The organism is Nocardia aurantia (assembly GCF_009604425.1).
Taxonomy (GTDB): Bacteria; Actinomycetota; Actinomycetes; order Mycobacteriales; family Mycobacteriaceae; genus Nocardia; species Nocardia aurantia.
This window is the reverse complement of record NZ_WEGI01000003.1, coordinates 316712-340495: the sequence shown is the minus strand read 5'-3', so window position 1 is coordinate 340495 and position 23784 is coordinate 316712. Positions and strand designations below refer to the sequence as shown.

The following is a 23784-nucleotide window of genomic DNA, read 5'->3' as shown; positions in this document are numbered from 1 at the left end:
TCACGGAAGGGAGGATCGCGATGAACGCGAAACTACGGGTAGCCACGTACATCTACGAGCACACCGCGGCGCTGTTCGACGGACGCGTCACGATCGAGGGGGCCGACGCGACCTTCGAGACGGACGCCCTGGTGTCCAACATCTTCCAGCGCACCGTCGAAAGGCGTTACGACGTCTCCGAATTCGGCCTGACCTACTTCCTGCGCACCTTCGATCTCCCGGACTCGCCCTTCCTCGCGCTGCCGATCTTCCCGAACCGCAACTTCCGGCACTCGGCCGTCTTCGTGAACACGGCGGCGGGAATCGAGAGTCCGCGCGACCTCGCGGGCCGGACAATCGGCGAATTCGCGCTGTACGGGCACGATCCGGGCGTATGGATGAAGGGCATCCTGGCCGACGAGTACGGCCTCACCCCCGACAAGTGCCGCTGGGTGATCGGCGGCACCGACCACCCCATCCCCCCGTTCGACTGGATCCCGCAGCCGGTGCCGGAGGGAGTGGACGTCCGGCACGCCGCCGACGGCGAAACCCTTTCCGCCATGCTCGAATCCGGCGAGATCGACGCCCTCGTCTCGGTGGACGTCCCCCGGGCCCTGCTGAACGGCTCGACGAAGATCGCCCGGTTGTTCCCCGACTACGAGACCGTGGAACGCGACTACTACCGGCGTACCGGGATCTTCCCGCAGATGCACATCGTCGCGGTCCCGCGCGAAACCGCATCGCGGACAGACCTTGTGACGTCGATCTACCGAGCGTTCCACGAGGCCAAGGAGATCGCCCAGCGCACCTATCGCGACGGTGCGGCGAAACAACACATGAGCGTCGTAACCCCCTGGTTCAGCGGACATTTCGAAGAGAACCGGGCACTGCTGGGCGAGGACTGGTGGCCCTACGGCCTCGCCGCGAACCGCACGGCGATCGACACGTTCCTGCGCTACCACCACGAACAGGGCCTCTCGAAGCGCCGGCTCACCAGCGAGGACATCTTCGTCCCCGCACTCCTCGACACCTGAGCGACACGGCGCCACCCACACCGAACCGAGGAGTCAGCTGTGACCACTGCGCACATCGACATCGCGATCACCCGCTACGACAACACGAGAGCACTGTTCGACGGATCCGTCACGTTCCCCGGCCTCGACGTCACCCTGCACAGCCCCACCATCCCGGAGATCTTCGCGGGCCTGGCGTCCGGCCGGTTCGACGTCGCCGAGTTCGGCCTCACCCACTACCTGCGCGCACGGGACGCCGGCGCCGATCTCGTCGCCGTTCCGGTGTTCCCCGCGCGCGTGTTCCGCCATTCCAGCGTCTTCGTCAACACGTCCAGGGGGATCGCCGGCCCGGCGGACCTCGTCGGGCGCACGATCGGCGAATTCGGCATGTACGGACAGGATTCCGGCATCTGGGCGAAAGGCATCCTGGCCGACGACCACGGCTTCGCGCCGGAGCGCAACCGCTGGGTCGTCGGCGGACTCGACACACCGATGTCCGCGCCGTTCGAATTCACCACACACCCGCGCCCCGACAATGTCGAGGTCGGCTTCGCCCCACCGGGACGCACGCTCGCCGACATGCTCGACCGCGGCGAAATCGACGCGCTCTTCGCCTCCAACGCACCCACGACCTACCTCGCCGGGTCACCGAACATCGCCCCGCTGTTTCCGGATCACGAAGCCCGCGAACGCGATTGGTACCGCCGCACCGGCATCTTCCCCATCATGCACACGGTCGTCGCACGCCGCGAGCTGTTCCGGACCCGTCCCGGCCTGGCCCAGCGGCTCTACCGAAGTTTCGTCTCCGCCAAGGACATTGCCGCCGACCGCTATCGGCACACGCGAAAACTGTTCCAGGTCACCACGATGGTGCCGTGGATGTACCAGCTCTTCGAGGAGAATCACGCGCTGTTCCCGGAGGACTGGTTCCCCTACGGGATCGATGCCAACCGCAGGGTCCTGGAGACCTTCGTGCGTTACTCCTGCGAACAAGGGCTCACCTCCGCCCCACCCACCATCGACGAACTGTTCGTCGAAGAACTGCGGGGCACGTGATCGGGCGGGGCGGTGTGGTCCGCCCCTACTCGCCGATCCGGTCGAGTTCGGTGCGCGCGAGTGCGGCGAACTCCGGGTCCCCGGCCGCCAGGCAGGCGGTCAGGTCCGCGACCCCGGCGGGGCGGTCGTCGGCGGCCAGATGCGCCGTGCCGCGGCGATAGCGCAGTTCGGCGTGGCTGTCCGGATCCGCCGCCATCGCGGCCGTGAAGTCGGCGACCGCCGCGGCGTGATCACCGCGGCCGCTGTGCGCGATGCCCCGGTTGGCCCGGACTATCGGGTCGTCGTCGAGTTCCAGCGCACGATCGAGGTAGCCGATCGCGGCGTCGGCGTCACCGTACTCGTGCGCCAGCACGCCGGCGTTCGCCCAGCCGGCGACCAGGGCCGGGTTCAGCCGCACCGCCCGGTCGAAGGCGCGGGCCGCCTCCTCGCGGTGCCCCCGGGCCTGCTCGATCAGGCCGAGCAGGCAGTGCAGTTCGGCCTGGTCGGGGTCCAGCGACAGTCCGGCGGCGACATCATCGGCGGCCGCCTCGACATCACCGAGTTCCAGCCGGCAGCTCGCCCGGTTGACGTACGCGTCGACCAGGCCGTCGTCGAGTTCGAGCGCGCGATCGAGATCGGCCAGCGCCCCGGCGTGATCGCCCAGTTCCATCAGCAGGTCACCGCGGTTGAAGTGCACCTCCGGGTACGGCGGGCTCGCCGCGATGGCGTGCGCGTAGTCGGCGAGCGCGTGCTCGGTGTCGCCGAGCTTGCGGTGGACGGCCGCTCGCTCGCCGTAGTACTCGGAGTGGTTGGGGTCCATGGCGATCACGATGGCGTAGGCGGCCAGGGCCTCGCGCGGGTCCCCGATGCGCGCGAGCAGTTGCGCGCGGTTGTAGGCGAGTACCGAACGGTGCGGGTCGAATCGGCCCGAGTCGACCTCGGCGGTCATCCGGGCGAGCCCCGCATCGATCAGCCGCAACGCCTCGGCCGGGTTGCCCGTGTGCATCTCGATGAGGGCCTTGCCGTTCTCCTGGAACGAGAGGTTGTAGGCGCGGCGCTGCTTCTCGGTGCTCAGCGAGGCGAACGCGATCGCGGTGTTGATCCAGGTGCGGGCCCGATCGTGGTCGCGGCGGTCGGCGTAGAAGCGGGTGTAGAGCATCGCGCGCCCGTACGCCGATTGGAGATGCACACCCGGCAATGTGGTGTTCGCGCACGCCCGATCGTAGAGCTCCTCGGCCTCGGCCGGGCGGTTCAGCGCGGACAGTGCCGTGCACATCCGGATGGTGACCAGCCAGCTGCGTTCGGGATCGGTTCGCCAGTTCAGCAATTCGAGGGCGCGGCGGCCGAATCGGACGGTGGCCTCGTAGAAGCCCTGCATCGTGCAGTGCGCCAGCGCGCGTTCGACGGCCACCGCGCCCGCACCGGACGGATCGGTGCCGCGCTCGAGCAGCAGCGGGACGATGCCGAGGGTCAGCGAGAGTTCCCCGCGTTGTTCCAGTTCGGCGGCCCAGCGATCGTGCCATCGCGCCCGTTCGGCATCGCCGAGCCCGTTGTAGACCGCGGGGTCGGCGGCCGCGCCGGACAGGCCCAGGCCGGTCAGATCGGGGAGGCCGTCGTGCCCGGCGATGTCGGGGCTCGGGGCGCATTCGGTGGCGTATCGGGCGAGGGCGCCGGCCAGCCGCGCGGGCACCGGCCCGTCGGCGCTGATGTCGAGAACCAGGTACGCCGGGTCGGCGCGGCGGACCAGCACGGCGAACAGCTCGGCGTCGGTCGGGTCGGCCAGCTCCACATGCCGGATCACCAGCCGCTGGGGTGCGCCGAGTTCGCGGCAGTATTCGAGCAGCAGGTCGGTGATCCCGTGCGCGAGCCGCGCGGTGTACACCGCCGGGTAGTACCGGGTCCGTTCCTCGGGCGCGGCGGAGGCCATCAGAGTGGCTCGGGCACAAGCGATCCGGTCGGCCAGTTCGGGGGCCACCGCGATCAGTTCGATGTCGTGCCGCGCCACCAGGTCCGGGTGCCGGGCGAGCAGATCCGGCGCGAGCCGGCGCAGGATCGCCCCGCCGGCCGAATAGGGGCCGCGCAGCCGATGATCGGCGTCGGCGGAGGCGAGGACGGTACACGGCACGGCCGATCCGGCGGTGCTCCAGGTCCGGGTGGTCACGATATTTCCTTCCGGTCGGCCGCCGGCCCCCGCCGGCGATCACGAATTGCGATGACCAGCGCCGCCGCGACCTGGCCGAGATTGAGAGTGAGCAGGACCGCCGCGTCCGCGACGGAGGCGAGCGGCGCCGTCGGCGAGCACAGCGTGTGCACCGCGCCGCTGATGAACCGCCAGGACAGCGGGATCATCACCACCACGAACATGACTGTGGCGAAGGTGTATCCGAGGGCGTGCAGCGGCGCGTAGAACCGCGCGACGCGGCGATCACGCGGATGCCAGCGGCTCTCGTCGACCAGCCGGTCCGGCCGGCCCAGCAGCCGGTGGAACCGGTTGCGCAGCAACTGCCCGCTGACGGTGTGCAGGTCGACGCAGCCCAGGAGGTTCGCGACCAGGTGGTAGATGTCGGTACGCAGGAAGAAGTAGAACTGCCAGGCGAACCGGGCCACCGAGGTGAAGGCGAGCGCCAGGCACACCCGGCCGATCAGGATCGGTTCCCCGCCGGGCGAGCGGGTCGCGTAGGCGACGACGGTCAGCACCGCGATCCCGAGCAGATCGGCGAGCATCCCAGCCAGCATCGGCAGATATCGCTGCCGCTTCGGCACCACCACCAGCCCGTCGATGGCGGTCTCGAAGACCACCATGTAGAACCGCCGGCCGATGGTCAGCCGGGTGGGCAGCCCGAGCCGCCGCCCGGCCAGCACGTGGAATGCCTCGTGCAGCAACGTGAGTGGCAGCTGACCGAAGAAGAGTACGACCTCCACGACCAGCAGATAGTGGGTGAAGATCACGTGGTGGCGGGTGGGCAGCAACCGCGGATCGGCGCACAGCGCACCGATCGCCGCCGCGAACAGTGCGGCGTAACAGATCCAGGCCGGTGCGCTGAACAACGCCCGCCCGGCCCGCTGCCACCGCACCGGCCGCTGTTCCGGCGCCGGCCCGGAGCCCTCGTACAGGAAGCCCAATTCGCTTACCGTGTCGAGGAATTCGTCGATATCGACCGGCTCGCCGAAGGTCCGCGCGTACCACCGGGCGGCCGCGGCGGGCGAACGGCCCGCGACGAGTTCGCGCAGCAGCGCCGCACCGTCGGCGGGCAGGATCGCGTAGGAACCGGTGTCGACCCGCCCGACGACGACCTCGTCCCCCTCGGCCAGGAAGCGCAGCCGATGGAAGTCCAGCCGCGCGTGATCGTGTCGAATTGTCATGGCATGACCTCGAATCCGGGTGCGCGAGGCCGGAACACCGCGGTGCCGGCCCCGCCCGCCCGTCGCTGGGATCGGGTCTACTGCATCGCATCCTCGGTGATCTTGCAGCTGCAGTTGCAGTAGCAGTACGCCGCCGAGGTCAGGCGCACGGTGCCGGGCTTGCGGACCAGGATCTTCTTCATGGGATGTCCCTCTCGATCGAAGGGGCCGGACCCGAATGGCCCGGCACCGGTGGACGATTCGAGAATGCGGCAGCGGCCGCGCGAAATCGTCGGCCCACCGCGGTATCCCGGCGTACCACCACAGGCGGACATCGCCGTCCCCCCGGGGTGGTAGCGCTCGTCAGCCGTCCGATCCCGGCAGCACCAGACCGCTCCGGTAGGCCAGCACCACCGCCTGCGTGCGATCACGCGACCCGGTCTTCATGATCACCCGCGCAACATGGGTCTTCACGGTGGCCTCGCTCAGCACCAGCCGTTCCCGGATCTCGTTGTTGGACAACCCTTCCGCCATCAGCACGAGAACCTCGCGCTCCCGCGGCGTGAGCCGATCGATCAACTCCGACGAGTGCGGGCCGACCCGCCCGGACCCCGCCAGCGCGGCGATCACCCGCCCCGCCACCGCCGGATCGATCCACGCCTCCCCCGCCGCGACCCGCCGGACCGCGGCGGCCAGATCCCCCGGCGCGGCATGTTTGAGCAGAAACCCGCTCGCCCCGCTGCGCAACGCGCCGTACACCGCGTCGTCGTCCCGGAAAGTGGTCAGCACCAACACTTTCGTCAGCCGATCCGGATCCCGGGCGGAATCCGCGGTCAGCGCCGCGGTCGCCTCGATACCGTCCATCTCCGGCATCCGGAGATCCATGAGCACGACGTCCGGCCGGTGCACCGCCACCAACTCCAGCACCTCACGTCCGTCGGAAGCCTCCCCGACGACCTCGATATCGGTCTCCACCCCCAGCAACAGGACGATCCCGGCCCGCACCAGCGGCTGATCGTCGGCGACGACCACGGTGATACTCATATCGGCAGTGTCACCGATCCGGCTCAGCCGTGGGGCGGATAGCTCTCGACGGGTGCGACGACGTTCCCGGCGCCGTCGCGCACCTCGTCGACCCCGAACCACGAACTGCCGCCCGATTCGTCCGCGTACATCGAATCCCATGTCTTACCGGTGAATCCGTGCACCCGCAGTCCGATGCCGACCTCGGTGTGCAGGTGCTCGGCGACCGTCCGTGCCGCGGGTCCCGATGCCGTGGCGCAATGCAGCAACAGCGCGTCCCCCGACCGCGCCGCCTCGGCCGCCCGGAGGAATACATTGTCGGAGCCCACGACACGAGCGTATTCGCCGGCGTCCAAGCGCAGGACCCGCCAGCCGCGATTCGCCGCGCCACCGGAGCCCACGAGCACATTGAAGTACTGCCCGTCACCGTGCCCCTGGACCAGGACCGGGTCGGTCCACGGCGCGGGCCGGGGATCGTCGTACGTCCGCATCGGCGAAAACCCGGTCGGATCGGGTTTCGGCCTGAGGACGTAATATTCGTGGTCGACGGTTCTGTTCCGCACACTCACCCACCGAGCCATCCGGGTGATCTCCATCGGCTCTCGCGGATACTGCACACCGATGAGCCGCCCCCGGTCGTCCTTCAGCGGAACGCTGAGAACGCTACGGCCGCCGACCGACACGCGCCGCCCGGTGTCCACATCGATGCCCGAGATCCGCTCTCCCCCATGTATATCCCGGTGGACAGCGGCTGTCGCCACATCCCGAATTTCGCCACTCGTCTCCCGGATGCGCAGCGACACCGCTTGTGCCAGTTCACCGGAGAGTTCGTCCAGGTTCCGAAGGACATGATTGAACGCGACAGCGAAATCACGGGGCACCGACGAATCGTCCCACCTTCCCGGTGACGGGACCGCCCTCCAGCGGGGCAGCGATCACGACCACGCCGCGCTCAGGAGACGGCCCGCACCTCGCGACCTCCACGTCGTCCACCTCGAACGGGCCGGAAAGCACTCCCGCCGTGACCAATTCGCGGAAAACCCGTTCCTGTTCGTCGCGGCACCGGATCACCCGTGGCCCGCGTTCGGGATCGAGGCTGCGGATCTCGGTCGCCCCCACCAGCGCGTCGTCGCGCCGGAACGCGTGGAACAGCGCCCCGGCGTGGACGGCCGCGCGGCAACGCGCCGCCGGCGACTCTCCCGCCGACGCGATCGCCCGGTCCACTACGAAACCGGCACGGAGGCCAAGGCATGGCGCGACATCTGGGGCGCGGGCCAGGGAATCGGCCCGCACGGCCCTGGCCACCGTCCCGGCCGAAAGCTGAGCCGGCGTCCGGGCAGGCGTCAGCCCGGCCGGTCGGGGATCGCGGCGACGCTGCCGTAGGCGTCCAGGATGTGCAGGGCCAGTTCGATGTACGCCCGGCGATCCGCCACCGGACGCCCGAGCAGTTCCTCGGCGCGGCGTACCCGGTAACGAACGGTATTGGGGTGCACCGACAGTCGCTCACCCGCGCGCCGCGCGTCGCCGCCGAGGGTCAGGTACCGCAGCAGCGTCCCGCGCAGCAGCACCGTCGGCTCGTCGTCGGCGGCGAGCGGGCCCAGTTCCCGGCGGATCAGTTCCCGCGCCGCCGGGCTTCCACCGAGACCGGTTGCCAGGCAAGCCAATTCGACATCGCGATAGGCGGTGACCGGGCGCGGTACGGCCGCCGCGACGGTCTGCGCGGCGAGCGCCTCCCGATGACTGCGACGGAAACCGGCCACGCCGGGTGCGGGCGTACCGGTCGCCGCGTGCACCCGGGCGTGCGACAGCGCGTCCGGGATCACCGCGGCGGCGCGACCCGGAGTGGACGACCAGCACCACAGGGTCCGGGCCCCGCTGGGAACGGTCAGCCGGCCACCCGCGCCGATCCCGGCCGCCACCGCGGCGGCGGTGTGCTCGAGGGCCCGCTGTACGTCGGCGGCGGGCAGGTCGTCGTCGGCCCAGAGCACCCAGGCCGTGTGCTGGTGGTGCAGCGGGTACCCGAGCGTGTTCGACGCCGCGTCGACGTCCACGGCCACACCGTCGAGGATGTCGTGGACGGTCTCCAGCCGTATCGCCAGGAATCCGCGCTGCAATTGTTCGCGTTCGCGGGTGTACGTGCCGACCAGGGCTTCGACGGTGGTGTCCAGCCACAGGCTGGTCCGATCCCAGAATCGCACCAGCACCGCGGACCGCAGCGCCACGTCATCGATGCGTTCGTCCAGGTAGGCGGTGATGTGCTGCCACACCGCCCGCTGCCCCACCCGATAGGAGGCCAGCAGCACGGCGAGGTCGAGGCCGCGACCGGCGATGGTGCGGGCCAGGTCGATCGCCTCCGCCGGAGGCCGTGGCTCGAACGGTTCGCGGGACAGCCCGGCGAACAGCCCCCGCCAATGGGCCCGGGTACTGGCGTGCAGGTCGTGCCGGAAGGTCTCGTCGGCGCTCAGCTCCGGCACGGCCGCGAGAATCCGGTCGTCGGCCATCCGCACCAGATCCTCGAGCCGCTCGGGCCGCCGCATCCGGCGCGCGTAGTCGTCCAGCCAGGTCGTGGCGTCCATCGAGCCCCCTTTTGTTCCCCGGAACAAATACGGAACGGATATCTGACCGACAGCACGAGAATTATCGCCCCGGACGGACCGACAATGGAGTAACGAAATGTTCGACGAGACAAATTCGGTAGGTCACCAACGGAGGTGAACGGGATGCAGCAGCCGAGAACAGAGCAGATGGCCGTATTCGACCCGGAAGGCCTCAGCGACTGGCCGCAGCCGGTGCGCTGGTCGATCCTGACCGGCTGCAAGAACCCGATCACCGCGGCCCGGCGCGCCGCCGCGCTGGCCGAGCGGATCACGCTCGACGACAGCGACGAGGCGGACCGCGTCCGCGCGACGGTCGCCGCCGTCCTGCGCTGCTGCCTGCACGCGGCGGCCCGCGCGGACTGCACCGTCGCGCAGGTGCGCGACTGGATCGAGAACCGCACGAACCGGACACCCGTAGCGATCCTGGAACTCGTCTTCCCCGCCTGGGCGCGGGAACTGTCCTTGCTGCTCGCCGCCGCCGGCACCGACGACGAGGCCTTCGAGGCCGCCGCCCGCCTGTTCGAACCCCTGACCGTCCCGAGCCGATCGGCCGCGGTCGACGCCCCACCGGCCGAATCCTTCGACCTCGACCGATTCATGCGCTCCGGCCCGAACACCGTCTACCTGGTCTCGAGGGGCACCACCGACGCCATGGCCGCGTTCACCGCCGTCTTCGCCGCCGAGGCCCACGAAGCGGCCCGGCAGTCCTCCCACACCGGCGCGGCACGCCCCGACCCGACGGTATGGCTGACGGTCGGCCCGGACAACCCGGCACCCCTGCACCTCGCGGCGGCATGACTCCGCGGAACGAACACCGCGCCCGATTGGTAACGGCCACAACATTCCCGGGATAGCGCGCGCCGCGGCACACGGGTGCTCTTGACTCCGGTTCGGGCCTTCTCATTCGGGGCAGGAGTCGATATGACGGGATATTCCCGGCGAATGTGTGGCGCGTTCCTCACCGCTCTGCTGATTCTCTCCTGGGCGAGCGTGCACGCTGTTGCCGCACGGGCCGACAACTCGGAGATCCGGGAACTGCGGCCCGGGCCGGGCCGGCAGGCGCAACTCGACGTGTATTCGACGGCGATGGGCCGAGTGGTGCGGATGACCGTGCTGCGGGCTGCCGATCCGGATGCGCCGGCGCCGGTGCTGTATCTGCTCAACGGTTCCAGCGGGGGTTCGGACGGGAATTGGCTCGACCGCACCGATCTCGCCGAATTCCTCGCGGGCGAGCAGGTGAATGTCGTCGTTCTGATGGACGGGGCCGGAAGCTATTTCACCGATTGGCGGGCGGACGATCCGGTGCTCGGGAAGCAGCGCTGGGCAACGTTTCTCACGCGGGAGTTGCCGCCGCTGGTGGATCGGGAGTTCCACGGCACGGGCGCGGACGCGATCGCGGGGGTGTCGATGGCGGGGACCTCGGTGTTCCAATTGGCGCTCTCCGCACCGGGTTTCTACCGGGCGATCGGCTCGTTCAGCGGGTGTGCGCGCACCAGTGACCCCACCGGGCAGGCCATCGTCGAGACGGTGGTCACCACCCAGCGTGGCACGGTCGCCAACATGTGGGGGCCGCCGGACGATCCGGCCTGGCGGGCGAACGACCCGTACCTGCACGCGGAAGAGTTGCGCGGCACCGCGATCTACGTGTCGGCCGGCAGCGGTCTGCCCGGCGTGAACGAGAATCTCGGATACACGCGCGGAGACGCCGTGCAGCTGATCTACCAGTTCCTGATCGGGATGCCGATGGAGGCGATCGCGAACACGTGCACCCGGCAGTTGCAGGATCGGCTGCGCGCGTTGGGGATTGCCGCGACCTTCGATCTGCGGCCCGCGGGCACCCATTCGTGGGGCTACTGGCAGGACGATCTGCACAGGTCCTGGCCGATGTTCGAGGAGGCGCTGCGATGACCCGCGGCGAGGCGGCCGTGGCGCTCGGCTCGTTCGGGGCGTGCCTGATCTCGGTGTTCATGCAGATGATCGACGTCACGATCGTCACCACCGCGCTGCCGGTGATCACCGGCGATCTGGCCGCGTCCCGATCCCAGCAGTTGTGGTTCGTGGCCGGTTACTCGCTGGCCTTCGCGTGCGTCCTGCTCACCGCGGCCCGGCTCGGCGCGATCGCGGGGCGGCGGCGGATGTTCCTGTGGTCGGCGGCGGGGTTCACCGCGGCCTCGTTGTGGTGCGGAATGTGCACCAGCGCTGTGGAACTGGATCTGGCGCGGATCGTCGCGGGCGTGGCGGGGGCGGGGATGGCGGCGCAGACCATCGCGATCATCACTGCCTCGTTCCGGCGCGAACATCAGCCGTACGCGTTCGCCGCCTACGGCGCCACCGCGGGTTTCGCGGGCATGCTCGGCCCGATCCTGGGCGGCGTGCTGGTCACCGTGAACCCGTTCGGGCTGGGCTGGCACGTCATCTTCCTGATGAATCTGCCGCTCGGGGTGGTGGCCGTCGCCCTGGCCTGGAAGTACCTGCGGATCGGGGCGGCGCCGCGGCGCCCGCCGCTGGATCTGCGCGGATCCGTGATCGCCACGGCCGCACTGTTTCTGCTGCTGTTCGCGTTGTCGGACAATCAGGCCGGTCCGCGGCCGTGGCAGTGGGGCTGTACCGCGGCCGCGCTGGTACTCGGCGGGTTGTTCGTGGTCCACGAGCGGGCGGCCCGGCGTCGCGGCGCAGTGGCGCTGGTCCGGCTGGACCTGTTCGGCGACAGGGGTTTCGCGGTCGGCTCGGTGCTGGTGACGATATTCTTCGGGCTGTTCACCGCCTTCGTGTTCACCGTTTCGGTGCTGCTGCAGGAGGTGCTGCGGTTTTCCGTGCTGCGCACCGGAATCGCCATGACCCCCTTCGCCATCGGTGCCGGTGCCGGTGCGGTCCTGTCGCCGAAACTGGTGAACCGCTTCGGTGTTCGGGCGCTCGCCGCCGGGGTCGGCCTGTTCGGCGGGCTGGTCGCGGTGGGCGTGGGATATCTGTCCGTCAGTTCCGGGGCGGTGAATCTGGCGCTGGTCACGGGCCCGGTGTTCCTGGCGGGCTTCGGGGTCGGGGTGTTCGGGGTCCCGTTGCAGCCGATCATGCTCGCGGGCTTGGACGATCGGGACATGGACGAGGCGTCCGGCCTGCTGCCCACCGTCGAGCAGATCGGCAATTCGGTCGGGCTCGCGGTGCTCAGCGCGCTGTTCTTCCGGGCGCACACGCTGCCGGGCAGCATGACCATGCTGAGCGCGATCGCCGTCGCCGCAGCCGGTCTCGGCGTACTCACGCTGGCACTGCCGGATCGCCGCGCCAAGCTCGGATCCACCCCGTGGACGCCCGCCACCACGAAATGACCCGCCCGGCGCGCCGACCCGTTCGCCGTGGCTACCGGCGCGGCCCCGGACCGGCCGCCGGCTCCCCGATTTCGTCCGGCAGCGGCCGGTCCTCGCGGAGCGGCGCATCGAATTCATCACGTGGCGAACGGGTTTCGTGGTGCTCGGCGGCCGCGATCGGCTCCGCACGCGGGGCCCGGCGCCGCAACGGGCCGGGCGTCCACCAGGCGACCGCGCCCAGCATCCGCATGATCGCGGGCATCAGCAGCAGGCGCAGCACGACGGCATCGATGAACAGCGCCGTGGCCATCCCGATGGCGATGTACTGCATCATCACCAGCTCCGACAGCGCGAACGCGCCGCACACCACGATCAGGACCAGGGCGGCGGCGGTGATGATCCATCCGGTCCGCGCGACCCCGAGTCGCACCGCCTCGGCATCGCTCGCGCCGCGCGCCCTCGCCTCGTGGATGCGAGCGAGCAGGAACACCTGGTAATCGGTGGACAACCCGTAGATCACCGAAATGATCAGTACCAGAACGAGAGCCATGATCGGCTGCGGTGTGAAGTTCAGCAAACCGGCGCCGTGGCCGTCGGCGAAGATCCAGGTGAGCACGCCGAGGGTGGAGCCCAGCCCCAGCAGGTTCAGCAACCCGGCCGCCAACGGCAGTATCGGCGCGCGGAAGGCCAGGATCAGCAGCACGGTGGTGACCAGGAAGACCAGCGCGACCACCCACGGCATCCGATGCCGCAGCGCCGCAACGCTGTCCCGTTCCACCGCCGATTGGCCGCCGACGAGCACGGTCGTGCCCTTGGGCACCGGCATGGCCCGCAGATAGTCGATGGTCTCCCGCGCGTCGTGCGCGTCCCGCAGCGAGGTCGAGGTGGTGAACACACCCAGCTGCGACGGCGCGTGGAAGGGCTCCGGGAACGGCGCCTTCAAACCCGGGGCCCGGTTCGCCGTCGCCACCACCTCGTCGATATCGGCCGTGGCGGCCGTGGTCACCACGATCTCGACCGGATCGGTCTGCCGCAGCGGGAACAGCTCGTCGAAATGCCGCTGGGCCGTGCGCACCGGATGCTCCGGCGGCAGGAAACGTTCGGAGATACCGCCGAACGCGACATCACGCACCGGCGCGATGAGCACCACGAGGATCGCCACCACCGGCACCGCCGCCAGGACCGGCCGGCGCATCACCCAGCCGGCGATCCGGCCCCACGGATTACCGCGCTGATCGGATTGCGCACGGCGCGAATGGAACCGGTTGAAGCCCAGCCGATTCACGCCCCGGCCCAGGACTGCGAGCACGGCCGGCAGCACCGTCACCGAGACCAGCGCCGCCAGCGCCACCGTCACCATCGCGCCGACCGCGAAGGAACGCAGGAACCCCTGCGGCACCAGCAGAATCGCGCCCGCCGCGGCCACCACGACGGTCGCGGAGAACACCACCGTGCGGCCCGCGGTGGCGACCGCACGCCCCACCGCCTCCGGCACCTCGTGCCCCGCGGCCAGTTCCTCCCGGAACCGGCTCACGATGAACAGTCCGTAGTCGATGGCCAGGCCGAGGCCGATCATCGAAACCACCGGGGAGACGAAGGAATTCACCTGCATGAAGCCGGTGAGGAAACGGACGATCCCCCACGCGCCCAGGACGGTCAGCCCGCCGACGGCCAGCGGCAGGGCGGCTGCGATCACACCACCGAACAGGAAGAACAGCAGCACCGCCACCGCGGGGATCGCGAACAGTTCCATCCGGCGCTGGTCCTGTGCCATGGTGTCGTTGAGCGCGAGCGCGATCGGTTGCCGCCCGGCGATTTCCACGTCGACGCCGGGTAGCGCGAGCTCGCCCGCGACCTTGCGATAGTTGTTCAGCAGGGTGGTGTCGTCGTCGCCGCGGATCGCGACCGAGGCGAAGGCGTGGCCGCGGTCCTCGGTGCCGAAGACCTCGGGCATGGCCAATCCGGTGTCGGTGGCCCAGTACGCCCCGTTGATCCGGTCGATCTCGCCCGGAAAGCGTTGCGGCAGACCGTTGAGGTAGTCGATCGCGGTAGCGGCGAAGTGCGGATCATCGACGGTCGCCCCGGCCGGCGCGTGGAACAGCAGCAGCACGTCGGCAGCGTGGTCGTGGCCGAACGCGTGGTCCCGCAGCCGGGCCGACCGCGCCGATTCCGAGCCGGGATCGTCCCATCCGCTGACGCCCAGGTGATCGGGCAGTCCGAGGCCGTAGCCACCGAGCGCCAGCAGCGCGCCGACCACGACGACGAGGACGGTGAACCGCCGTTTCACGATCAACTGTATCCAGCCGGTGAACTCGCCCGACATCGCCGCTCCCACCGAGAATTTCATCGCCGGCGCATACCGCCGGTCACCTGAAACATAGGCAGCCGCAATGGGCCGGACAGCGCCTGAACGGACGCATTCGAGACTTCACAATTCAACCATGATCAGTTTGTGAGGTCTCCCCGAAATGGCGTCCATCGCCCGCAGTCGCATTCTGGGTGCGCCGAAACTCGTTGCCAATCAGACTGATCCGACCCTGGAGGGGTGCATGTCGGATATCGCAATTGTCGGCATAGGATGCCGGTTCGCGGGCGGGATCGACTCACCGGACACTTTCTGGGAATTCGTCCTGGACAAGCGCGACGGAGTGACGGACATGCCGGCCGATCGCTGGGACTATCGCCGCTATTACGATCCGGAACCGCGCACGCCGGGCCGCAGCTACACCAAGCGCGGCGCCTTCATGACCACCGATCCCTGGGAGTTCGATCCGGACTTCTTCGGCATCTCGCCGCGCGAGGCCACCGTGCTCGACCCGCAGCAGCGCCTGATGCTGGAGGTCACCTGGGAGGCCCTCGACGACGCCGGGATCGCCGCGCGCGCGGCGGGCGGGCAGGTCGGCGTCTACGTGGGCGGCTTCGTGGTGGACCAGTCGGTGATCGGCGTGGTGGGCCCCGCGTTGTTCCACACCGACATGCACACCCCGGCCAGTGCGTCGTACACCATGCTGTCCAACCGAATCGCCTACGCGCTCAACCTGATCGGGCCCGCCCTCACCGTCGACACGGCCTGCTCGTCGTCGCTGGTGGCGTTCCATCTGGCCTGTCAGGCACTGGCGAACGGCGACTGCGAGGTGGCGCTGGCGGGCGGCGTCAACGTGATGCTGCAGCCGGAGACCTTCGTACTGATGTGCAAGGGCGGCTTCCTCGCCGCCGACGGCCGCTGCAAGTCCTTCGACGCCGCCGCGGACGGCTACGGCCGGGGCGAGGGCGCGGGCATGGTGGCGCTGAAGAAGCTCGACGACGCGGTGCGCGACGGCGACCGGATCTACGCCGTGGTGAAGGCGACCGGCGCCAACCAGGACGGCCGCACCACCGCGATCACCGTGCCGAACGTGGATTCCCAGGAGTCGCTGGCGCGGACGGTCTGCGCCCGCGCCGGGCTGGCTCCGGCATCGATCACCTACGTCGAGGCGCACGGCACCGGCACCCTGGTCGGTGATCCGGTCGAATTGCGGGCTCTGGGCAAGGTTTTCGGCGTTCCGGCCGAACGCGACCGGACGCTGGGCGTCGGCTCGGTGAAGTCCACCCTCGGGCACACCGAGGCCGCGGCGGGCATCGCCAGCGTGATCAAGGCGGCGCTGGCCATCCGGCATCGCACGATCCCGCCGCAGGGCTGGATCGACCGGCCCAACCCGGACATCCCGTTCGACGAACTCGGCCTGCACGTCCAGGTGGAGGCCGAACCGCTGCCCGCCGACGCCCCGCCGATGGCCGTGGCGGTCAACGGCTTCGGCTACGGCGGCACCAACGCGCACGCGATCCTGTCCGAATATCGGCCCGCCATCGTCGTCGAGTCCGCACCGGAGCCGAAACACTATGGCGTACTGCCGATCTCGGCACGCAGCACCGCTGCGGCACGCGCCCTGGCCGGGCGGTTCGCCGAATTGATCACCGCGGGCGCGGAACCCGGACGGCTGGCCGAGGCCGCGTGGACCCGGATGGCGCATCACCAGTTCCGCACCGGCATGCTGCTCGGCGACACCGAGGACCTCGTCCACGACCTGCGCGCGTTCGCCGCCGGCGAGGGCCGCGACGCGGTCCGCACCATCGTCGCCCGGACCACCGAACCGGTGTTCGTGTTCTCCGGCATGGGCCCGCAATGGTGGGGCATGGCGCGCGGACTGCTCACCACCACAGGAGTTTTCGCCGACGCCGCCACCGAGGTCGACACCGAGTTCCGCAAGGTCGCGGGCTGGTCGATCATCGAGGAACTGCTGAAACCGGAGGAACAGTCGCGGGTCTCCGCGACCGAGGTCGCGCAACCGGCCAACTTCCTGGTGCAGGTGGCGCTGGTGCGCGAACTCGCCCGGTACGGCATCGTGCCGGCGGCGATCGTCGGCCACAGCGTCGGCGAGGTGGCCGCCGCGTATGTCAGCGGAATGCTCTCCCTGCGCGACGCGGTCCTGGTGGCCCACCACCGGGCGCGATTGCAGGCCACCACCGCCGGCTCCGGTGGCATGCTCGCCGTGGGCATGTCGCGGGAACAGGCCCTCGAACTCGTCGCCGACGATCCGCGCGTCGACATCGCCGCGATCAACAGCGCGAGTTCCCTGACCCTCTCCGGCGATGTCGACCGGCTCGAGGAGATCGGCGAGAAGCTCACCGAGGACGGTGTTTTCGCGCGGCCACTGCGGGTCGAGGTGCCCTACCACAGCCGGCTCATGGACCCCATTCTGGACGAATTGCGCACGGCGCTGGCGACTCTGGAGCCGCGGACGCCGACCGTGCCGTTGTATTCGTCGGTCACCGGCACGCAGGTGACCGGACCGGACTGGGACGCCGGGTACTGGTGCGACAACGTCCGCCTGCCGGTGCGTTTCGCCGACGCGATCACCGGACTGATCGCCGAGCGCCGGGTCTTCCTGGAGGTCGGCCCACATCCGGTGCTGTCCGGCAACATTCGCGAGACGCTGCTCGGCGCGGAGATCAACGGCACCACGGTGCCGACACTGGATCGCAAACAGCCCGACTCCGACAGCATCCGGCGCACCCTCCTGGGACTGCACGGCGCGGGCGTGCTCGACCTCGACATCCTGTTCCCGCCGGATCGCGCCGCCACACCGCACGTGCCGCTGCCGCGATATCCGTGGCAGCGGACCCGGCTGTACTCGGCGCTGCCGCTGTTCGAGCAGGCCCGGCTCGGAACTCCCGGCAGCTACGCCATGCTCGGCGATCCCGACGTCGAGGGCCGGCCGGACTGGCTGCTCCAGGTCGGCACCGAACTGCTGCCGTGGCTGGCCGATCACGTGGTCAACGGCGTCAAGATCATGCCGGGCGCCGCGTACCTGGACGCGGCGCTCAGCGCCACGGCGAAGCGACTCGGCGTCGAACGCGTTGCGCTGGAACAGGTCCGCTTCGTGGCGCCGCTGATCATGGGCGCGCCGGACGTGCCGTTGCTCGCCCTGACCGTGGAGGAGGCCAGCGGCCGCTTCCTGATCCGCTCCCGCTCGGCCACCGGCACCGCGTGGACCCTGCACGCCTCCGGCCGCATGCTGACCGGCAGTCACCAGCGCACGCGCGTGCAGGTTCCGGACATCGCGGTCGGCGTCGACGTCGACCCGAAGCTGTTCTACAGCGGCCTGGCCGCCGCCGGTCTGCACTACGGGCCCGCCTTCCGGCGGGTGCTGTCCGCGCGGGTCGGCAAGGACACGGTGACGGCCACCGTGGACGGCAGCATCGCGGTGGGGTCTCGGCACGCCGCACATCCGGCGGTCGTCGACGCGGCCATGCAGACCGCGGCCCTGCTGTTCGCCGAATCCCGCATCGACGAGGGCACACTGGTCCCGGTCGGCGTCGCGGCGGTGCGACTGGTCGCCCCACTGCCCGAGCGGATCACCGTGGTCGCCCGCACCGACCCGAAAGCGCGGCTGCGGGCCGATGTCGATCTGCTCGACGACGACCACAACCTCGTGATGCGCCTGAGCGGCCTGCAGATCGGCGCGCTCACGCCGGGCCAGGACCCGTTGCGCCGGATGGCCGACTTCTTCTACACCGAGACCATGCGGGCCCGCGATCCGCTGGAACCCACTGCGCTGCCCCAGGATTCGGTCAGTACCGTGGTACTCGCGCTCGGCGGCGGCGCGACCCGCCGCGCCCGGTCGCTGGCGGCGGCCGTCCCGGGCGCGCGGCTGCATCTCGTCGAATCGTCCACGCGACAGCCGCCGGTCTCCGAGAACCCGGACCGGCCTTCGGAATTCGGCCGGGACGCCGAATCGGACACCCTCACCGCGACATTGGCGGCCGCGCGCGACGAGGGCACGGACCGGCTGCACGTCGTCGTGGTCGCGGGCGCCGGCCCGGACGACCTGGCCGACCTGTGGACCCTGAAGCGAATCGCGGCCACCGTGAACGACTTCGCGTACCCGGAGAGCGCCGACCGCGCCGCGGAGAAGTTCGAGGACGGCCGGTGTCACGCCACCCTGGTGACCGAACACGCGCTGGCCGTACCCGGCGACACCGCTCCCGCGGACCCGGCGCAGGCCGCCCTCGCCGGGGCGCACCGGGTACTGCTCAACGAGCAGACTCCCCTGCGGTGGCGGCTGATCGACGTGACGCCCGGCACCGAGATCGCCGATCTGGTCACCGAACTCGCCGTCCCCGGCGCCTTCTGGACCGACGACACCGACGAGGTGGCGTTGCGCGCCGGCACCCGCTGGAGCCCGCTGATCACCAAACCGCTGCCGGATCGGCTGGACGCGCTGGACACCGCGGCGCCGCTGACCGACCCGTCGGCCAATTTCGCGCTGGAACTGCCCCGTACCCGTATGCTGTCGGCGCTGTCCTGGCGGCAGTGCCCGCGCCCGCGGCCGGGCGCGGATCAGGTCGAGGTCCGGATGAAGGTCATCGGCCTGAACTACAAGGATCCGCTGAAGGTCATCGGCCTGCTCGGCGAGCGCGAGCTCGCGCCGACCTACTTCGGCACCGTCCCCGGGATGGAAGGGGTCGGCGAGGTGGTCCGGATCGGTTCCGGCGTCACCGATCTCGCGGTCGGCGACCTGGTCGCGATCGCCGCCAAGGGCATGATGCAACGCTACGTCCTGGTCGATCGGGACCGGGCCATCGCGCTGCCCCCGGACGCGGATCCCGGATACTGCACCAGCACCATCGCTTTCGGCACCGCCGAATACGCGCTGCACGATCTGGCCCGGCTGCAACCGGGCGAGACCGTGCTGATCCACGGCGCCGCAGGGGGTGTCGGCACCGCGGCGATCCAGGTCGCCAAGGACCGGGGCGCGCGCATCATCGGCACCGCCTCCACCGACGAACGCCGGGCCCATGTCCTCGGCCTCGGCGCCGACCACGCGATCGACTCGCGCTCACTGAACTTCGTCGACGACGTGCTCGCCCTGACCGGCGGCCGGGGCGTCGAGGTGGTCGTGAGCAGCGCACCCGGCGAGATCCTGCGGCAGAACTTCTCCGCCGTCGCCGAATTCGGCCGCATCGTCGAGGTCGGCAAGGCGGACATCTACACCGGCGGCCTGCTGGAGATGGCCAACTTCGACAAGAACGTGGCCTACTACTCGATGGACCTCGACCGGCTGGTCGCCGCAGATCCGCAACGGCTGATCGCCCTGCTGCAACGGGTCTACGAGAAGGTGCTCGCCGGGATCTACACGCCGCTGCGCTACCGGTTGTTCGACACCGACGACGTGGCGAGCGCTTTCGAGGAGACCATCCGTTCCACCGGCCTGAACCGCATCGCCCTGCGGATGGATTCGCCGCTGCCCGCCGTGCGGCCGTCTCTGCCGCAGGTCGAGATCGACCCGGACGCGACGTATCTGATCACCGGCGGCTTCGGCGGTTTCGGGATGGCGATCGGGCGCTGGCTGACCCTGCGCGGCGCGCGCCGGCTGGTACTGGTCGGCCGCCGCGGCGCGGGCACCGAGGAGGCGCGCCGCCAGCTCGAGGCCTGGCACGCGACCGGCGTCGAGGTGGTCCGGGAACTGGCCGACGTCACCGACGCGGCGGCGGTCGCCGCGATCGTCGGCCGGGCGCACACCGCCGGACATCCGCTGCGCGGGGTGTTCCACGCGGCCGGTTCGGTCGCCGACAATCGGCTCGAGGCAATGACATTCGACGAGCTGGACATCGTGTACCGGCCCAAGGTGCACGGCGCCCGGGTGCTGCACGAGGCGGTGGCGGCGGCCGGGATCCGGCCGGACATGTTCGTGCTCTGCTCCTCCGGTGGTTCGATGTACGGCATCTACGGCCAGTACAACTACTGTGCCGCCAATCTCGCGGTGGAGACCATGGCCCAGGAATGGGCGAAGGCCGGGGAACGGGCGCTGTGCGTCGGCTGGGGCCACCTGTCCGGCGCGACCGGCGGCATGGCCGCCGACGAGACGGCGGTGAAATACCTGGATCTCGTCGGTTTCGACCCGATCGATATGGCGGACGCCACCGCTTACCTGGAACAGACTCTGCGCCTAGGCATTTCGCGCGCGGGGATCATCCCCACGGACTGGGCGAAGCTCACCGGCACCTTCCCGCAGCTGACCCGCACGGGCCGCACGATGGCGCTCGCGCAGGTCTCCGCGAAGGACACCTCGGAACTGGCCCGGCTGCGGGCCGAGGTGGCCGCGATCGAGGAGGGCAAGCGCGGCACCTTCGTGGCCCGCAAGATGGCCGAGGAACTCGCCGTGGTCATGGGCGTCCCGGTGGAATCCATCGACATGACGGTCCCCGTACCGGAACTGGGCCTGGATTCGCTGATGGCCGTGGAACTCGGCGCCCGGGTCACCAAGACCCTCGGCATCGACCTGATGTCACTGCAGATGGGCCGGTCGTTCAGCCTGGAGCAGGCCGGCCCGAAGGTGGCCGAACTGATAATCGGAGCCGCGTCGTGACCGGACGTCATCGAAACGAGGGTGGGACATGGTCGATTTCGGCCTGATCGACGAATGGGAACCGGCGCCCGGCCGGCTGACCGGCTGGGTGGCGTCACCCAGGTCGGCCGAGCGGGCGCGGCTGGCGCCGGTCCACCCCGCGCCACCCTCGCACCAGCAGGAGCAGTACCTGCGACTGGCCGACCGGCACGCCACCGCGGAGTTCCGTTACTCCGGCCTGTGCCTGGTGACCGCCGAAATCCCCACCGGCGACCTGGATCACGCCGCGATGACCCGCGCCGTCAACGCATTCCTGTTGCGGCACGACACCTTTCGCACATGGTTCCGGATCGGGCCGGGTGGTGCGATGGAACGCCACCTGGTCCCCGAGCAGGACGTGGAGTTCGTACCCGTCGACTACGGCTGGGTCGACGACCCGGAGACCGTCCGCGACCACGTGCAGAAGACCACCCCCGGCCCCTTCGACTGGGACTGCTTCACCTTCGGGGTCATCGAACGCGACGCATCGACCACGCTCTACCTCGCGGTCGACCACCTGCACACCGACGGCTTCGGCCAATACCTGTCCGGATTCGATCTGGCCCTGCTCTACATGCGCGAAGTGTGGGACGAGACACCGGACCAACTCGTCCCCGCGGCAAGCTATCTCGACTACTGCACAACCGAACGCGCCTACACACAACAGATGTCGCTGACCTCGCCCGGTGTCCGCAAGTGGCTGGAGCTGATTCGCGGAAACGGCGGCAGCCTACCGTCGTTCCCCCTGGACCTGGGCAGGCGCACCGACGTCTACAACCGCAGCGCACACCGCACGGTGACCCTGTTCGACGAGGACACCGCCGCCCGCTTCGAACAGCGCTGCCGCGCGAACGGCGCCGAATTCGTCGGCGGCGTCTTCGCCGCGATCGCGCTGGCCGAACGCGACATCGCCGACAGCGACTACTACTTCGGCATGACACCCGTGACCACCCGCGGTACCGCCGCCGAACGCGCCTCGGTCGGCTGGTACGTGACCCTGCTGCCGGTGGCGTTCCCCCTCGGCCCCACCACCTCCTTCGACCGGGTGGTCACCCGCGCGCAGTACGCCTACGAGAACGGCCTGCGCCTGACGACCACCTCGTTCCAGCGGGTGGTCGAACTACTGCCCGCCGACACCGATCTGGATGTGAGCCCCGGCTGGGCCTGCCCGATGATCTCGTACGTCGACGCCCGGGACCTGCCCGGCAACGAATTCTTCGACCTGGCCGCGTGCGGCCTCTACACCAATCGCGCCGCCTCCGAACAGGTCCTGATCTGGATCAACCGCCTGCCGGGCGGCACCACCCTGAGCGTCGTCCACCCCGACACCCCCGTGGCACACGGCTCCGTCGACCGCTACGTGAATCGACTGGCAGCGGTCTTCACCGCAGCCGCACGGGAGAACCCATGAGCAACACCGTCTTTCGCGACCCCGGCATCCCCGACGGCGAGAAATCCGTCTACACCGTGAGCATCGGCGACCAGCCACCGGCCCTCGACGTGGTCAGCGTGACCGGCCACGACGCCCGCGGCTACACCTCGGTCGTCCAGCTGATCGCGGGCGAGTTCACCGTCACCGTCGAACAGCGTTTCCAGCGCACGGCCGACCGCCTCCGAGCCACCCACTACCGCGCCGAAACCCGTTCCGGCGCAACCCTGGTGAGCCGCGAGGAAGCAAACTTCCTCGGCACCCCCCACCTCCAGATCGGCACCGGCATAGCCCCCTTCCCCACCGACCTCATGCCCCTGGCGGCGGGCCTCACCCTGCTGCGCGGCCTGGACCTCACCGAGGGCGCCGAAACGAATATCGCCCTGTGGCTGGCCTTCTCGGTGCACATCCCGGTGAACGCGAAGGTCGAGCGCGACACCGTCATCGAAACCCCCCTCGGCCCGATCGACTGCCGGCAGGTCCGCCTGCGCCCCCGCCTGTCGGGCCTCCACACCATGCTGGAGAAGATGCTCACCGGCTTCCTCCCACCCGTGGTCGTCCACCTCGAGGCCACTCCCCCCCACCGAATGATCCGCTGCGCCTTCCCCACCGGCCCGATGCCGTGGGATCCCCGCGGGGTACTGGAATTGGTGACCTGAACACGGGCCCGCGACGGACGATCCGTGGCGGTTACTCGTCCCGGGAATCGTAGGCCCGGTGACTGCGCTCGATCTCCCCGTTGTGCTCGACGGCCCATTCCGCAAGTGTCACAGCGGGTTCGATCAGGGTGCGGCCCATTTCGGTGAGTTCGTATTCGACGCGGGGCGGCACCTCGGCGAAGACCGTGCGGCCGACCAGGCCGTCACGTTCCAGGTGCCGGAGGGTCAGGGTCAGCATGCGCTGGGAGATGCCGGGGATGCGGTGCATGAGGGTGGTGAACCGCATGCGTTCGCCGTGCAGGGTCGCGACCACGAGCAGGGTCCACTTGTCGCCGATGCGGTCGAGGATGCCGCGGATGGCGCGCCCGCCGTCACCGCGGATCAGGCAGGTCTTCTCGTACTTCGACATCGGCGCTCCTGGCGGTCGGTAACACGGATGTGCCTTTTGTGAACCCATCGACAGTGACGCATCATGGCC

General features: G+C 69.8%; 16 protein-coding genes. 8 read left to right on the top strand and 8 right to left on the bottom strand.

The window, feature by feature from the left end:
- Positions 1 to 20 precede the first annotated feature (20 nt).
- Positions 21 to 1013, top strand: coding sequence for a substrate-binding domain-containing protein (locus NRB56_RS07830; RefSeq protein WP_153339870.1), 993 nt, complete (start codon positions 21 to 23; stop codon positions 1011 to 1013).
- A gap of 39 nt (positions 1014 to 1052) precedes the next feature.
- On the top strand, positions 1053 to 2048 hold the full coding sequence (locus NRB56_RS07825; protein ID WP_319942704.1) for an ABC transporter substrate-binding protein: 996 nt from the start codon (positions 1053 to 1055) through the stop codon (positions 2046 to 2048).
- A gap of 25 nt (positions 2049 to 2073) precedes the next feature.
- Here the strand turns inward: NRB56_RS07825 and NRB56_RS40050 are convergent, their stop codons facing one another.
- The 6 genes from NRB56_RS40050 to NRB56_RS07795 form a co-directional block, all read right to left on the bottom strand.
- Positions 2074 to 4188 carry a tetratricopeptide repeat protein gene (locus NRB56_RS40050; RefSeq protein ID WP_153339869.1) on the bottom strand — a complete coding sequence of 705 codons (2115 nt, stop codon included), beginning with the start codon at positions 4186 to 4188 and terminating at the stop codon, positions 2074 to 2076.
- Complete coding sequence (locus NRB56_RS07815; RefSeq protein ID WP_153339867.1) at positions 4185 to 5390, bottom strand: hypothetical protein; 1206 nt, start codon at positions 5388 to 5390, stop codon at positions 4185 to 4187. Before NRB56_RS07815 ends, NRB56_RS40050 begins: the two co-directional genes overlap by 4 nt.
- A 342-nt stretch (positions 5391 to 5732) precedes the next feature.
- Positions 5733 to 6413 (bottom strand): response regulator, encoded by a 681-nt coding sequence (locus tag NRB56_RS07810; RefSeq protein WP_153339865.1) that lies wholly within the window; start codon positions 6411 to 6413, stop codon positions 5733 to 5735.
- Between the two features lie 23 nt (positions 6414 to 6436).
- The gene (locus NRB56_RS07805) at positions 6437 to 7273 is read right to left on the bottom strand and encodes a hypothetical protein (protein WP_153339863.1); all 837 of its coding nucleotides are present in this window, start codon (positions 7271 to 7273) and stop codon (positions 6437 to 6439) included.
- Positions 7263 to 7616, bottom strand: a complete 354-nt coding sequence (locus tag NRB56_RS38260; RefSeq protein WP_319942703.1) for a hypothetical protein — start codon at positions 7614 to 7616, stop codon at positions 7263 to 7265. The genes NRB56_RS07805 and NRB56_RS38260 overlap by 11 nt, the downstream gene beginning before the upstream one ends.
- Before the next feature lie 119 nt (positions 7617 to 7735).
- Complete coding sequence (locus tag NRB56_RS07795) at positions 7736 to 8968, bottom strand: PucR family transcriptional regulator (protein ID WP_153339861.1); 1233 nt, start codon at positions 8966 to 8968, stop codon at positions 7736 to 7738.
- A 144-nt stretch (positions 8969 to 9112) separates the two neighbouring features.
- On the opposite strand from NRB56_RS07795, the gene NRB56_RS07790 reads away from it, so the two are divergent.
- The 3 genes from NRB56_RS07790 to NRB56_RS07780 all read left to right on the top strand — a co-directional run bounded on the left by NRB56_RS07790 (position 9113) and on the right by NRB56_RS07780 (position 12312).
- Positions 9113 to 9787 carry a hypothetical protein gene (locus NRB56_RS07790; RefSeq protein ID WP_153339859.1) on the top strand — a complete coding sequence of 225 codons (675 nt, stop codon included), beginning with the start codon at positions 9113 to 9115 and terminating at the stop codon, positions 9785 to 9787.
- A 123-nt stretch (positions 9788 to 9910) separates the two neighbouring features.
- Positions 9911 to 10897 (top strand): alpha/beta hydrolase, encoded by a 987-nt coding sequence (locus tag NRB56_RS07785; RefSeq protein ID WP_153339858.1) that lies wholly within the window; start codon positions 9911 to 9913, stop codon positions 10895 to 10897.
- Positions 10894 to 12312, top strand: a complete 1419-nt coding sequence (locus tag NRB56_RS07780; RefSeq protein WP_153339856.1) for an MFS transporter — start codon at positions 10894 to 10896, stop codon at positions 12310 to 12312. Before NRB56_RS07785 ends, NRB56_RS07780 begins: the two co-directional genes overlap by 4 nt.
- 31 nt (positions 12313 to 12343) lie before the next feature.
- Here the strand turns inward: NRB56_RS07780 and NRB56_RS07775 are convergent, their stop codons facing one another.
- The gene (locus NRB56_RS07775) at positions 12344 to 14638 is read right to left on the bottom strand and encodes an MMPL family transporter (protein WP_227837345.1); all 2295 of its coding nucleotides are present in this window, start codon (positions 14636 to 14638) and stop codon (positions 12344 to 12346) included.
- A gap of 202 nt (positions 14639 to 14840) precedes the next feature.
- On the opposite strand from NRB56_RS07775, the gene NRB56_RS07770 reads away from it, so the two are divergent.
- Genes NRB56_RS07770 through NRB56_RS07760 form a run of 3 tightly spaced genes read left to right on the top strand, consistent with a single transcriptional unit; the run spans position 14841 to position 23306 of the window.
- The gene (locus NRB56_RS07770; RefSeq protein ID WP_153339854.1) at positions 14841 to 21200 is read left to right on the top strand and encodes a type I polyketide synthase; all 6360 of its coding nucleotides are present in this window, start codon (positions 14841 to 14843) and stop codon (positions 21198 to 21200) included.
- A gap of 28 nt (positions 21201 to 21228) precedes the next feature.
- Positions 21229 to 22629 (top strand): condensation domain-containing protein, encoded by a 1401-nt coding sequence (locus NRB56_RS07765; RefSeq protein ID WP_153339852.1) that lies wholly within the window; start codon positions 21229 to 21231, stop codon positions 22627 to 22629.
- A complete protein-coding gene (locus NRB56_RS07760) occupies positions 22626 to 23306 on the top strand; it encodes a hypothetical protein (protein ID WP_153339850.1) in 681 nt (226 codons plus the stop codon). The genes NRB56_RS07765 and NRB56_RS07760 overlap by 4 nt, the downstream gene beginning before the upstream one ends.
- A 31-nt stretch (positions 23307 to 23337) precedes the next feature.
- On the opposite strand, the gene NRB56_RS07755 is transcribed toward NRB56_RS07760, so the two are convergent.
- On the bottom strand, positions 23338 to 23715 hold the full coding sequence (locus NRB56_RS07755; RefSeq protein ID WP_153339848.1) for a winged helix-turn-helix transcriptional regulator: 378 nt from the start codon (positions 23713 to 23715) through the stop codon (positions 23338 to 23340).
- Between the last annotated feature and the right edge of the window lie 69 nt (positions 23716 to 23784).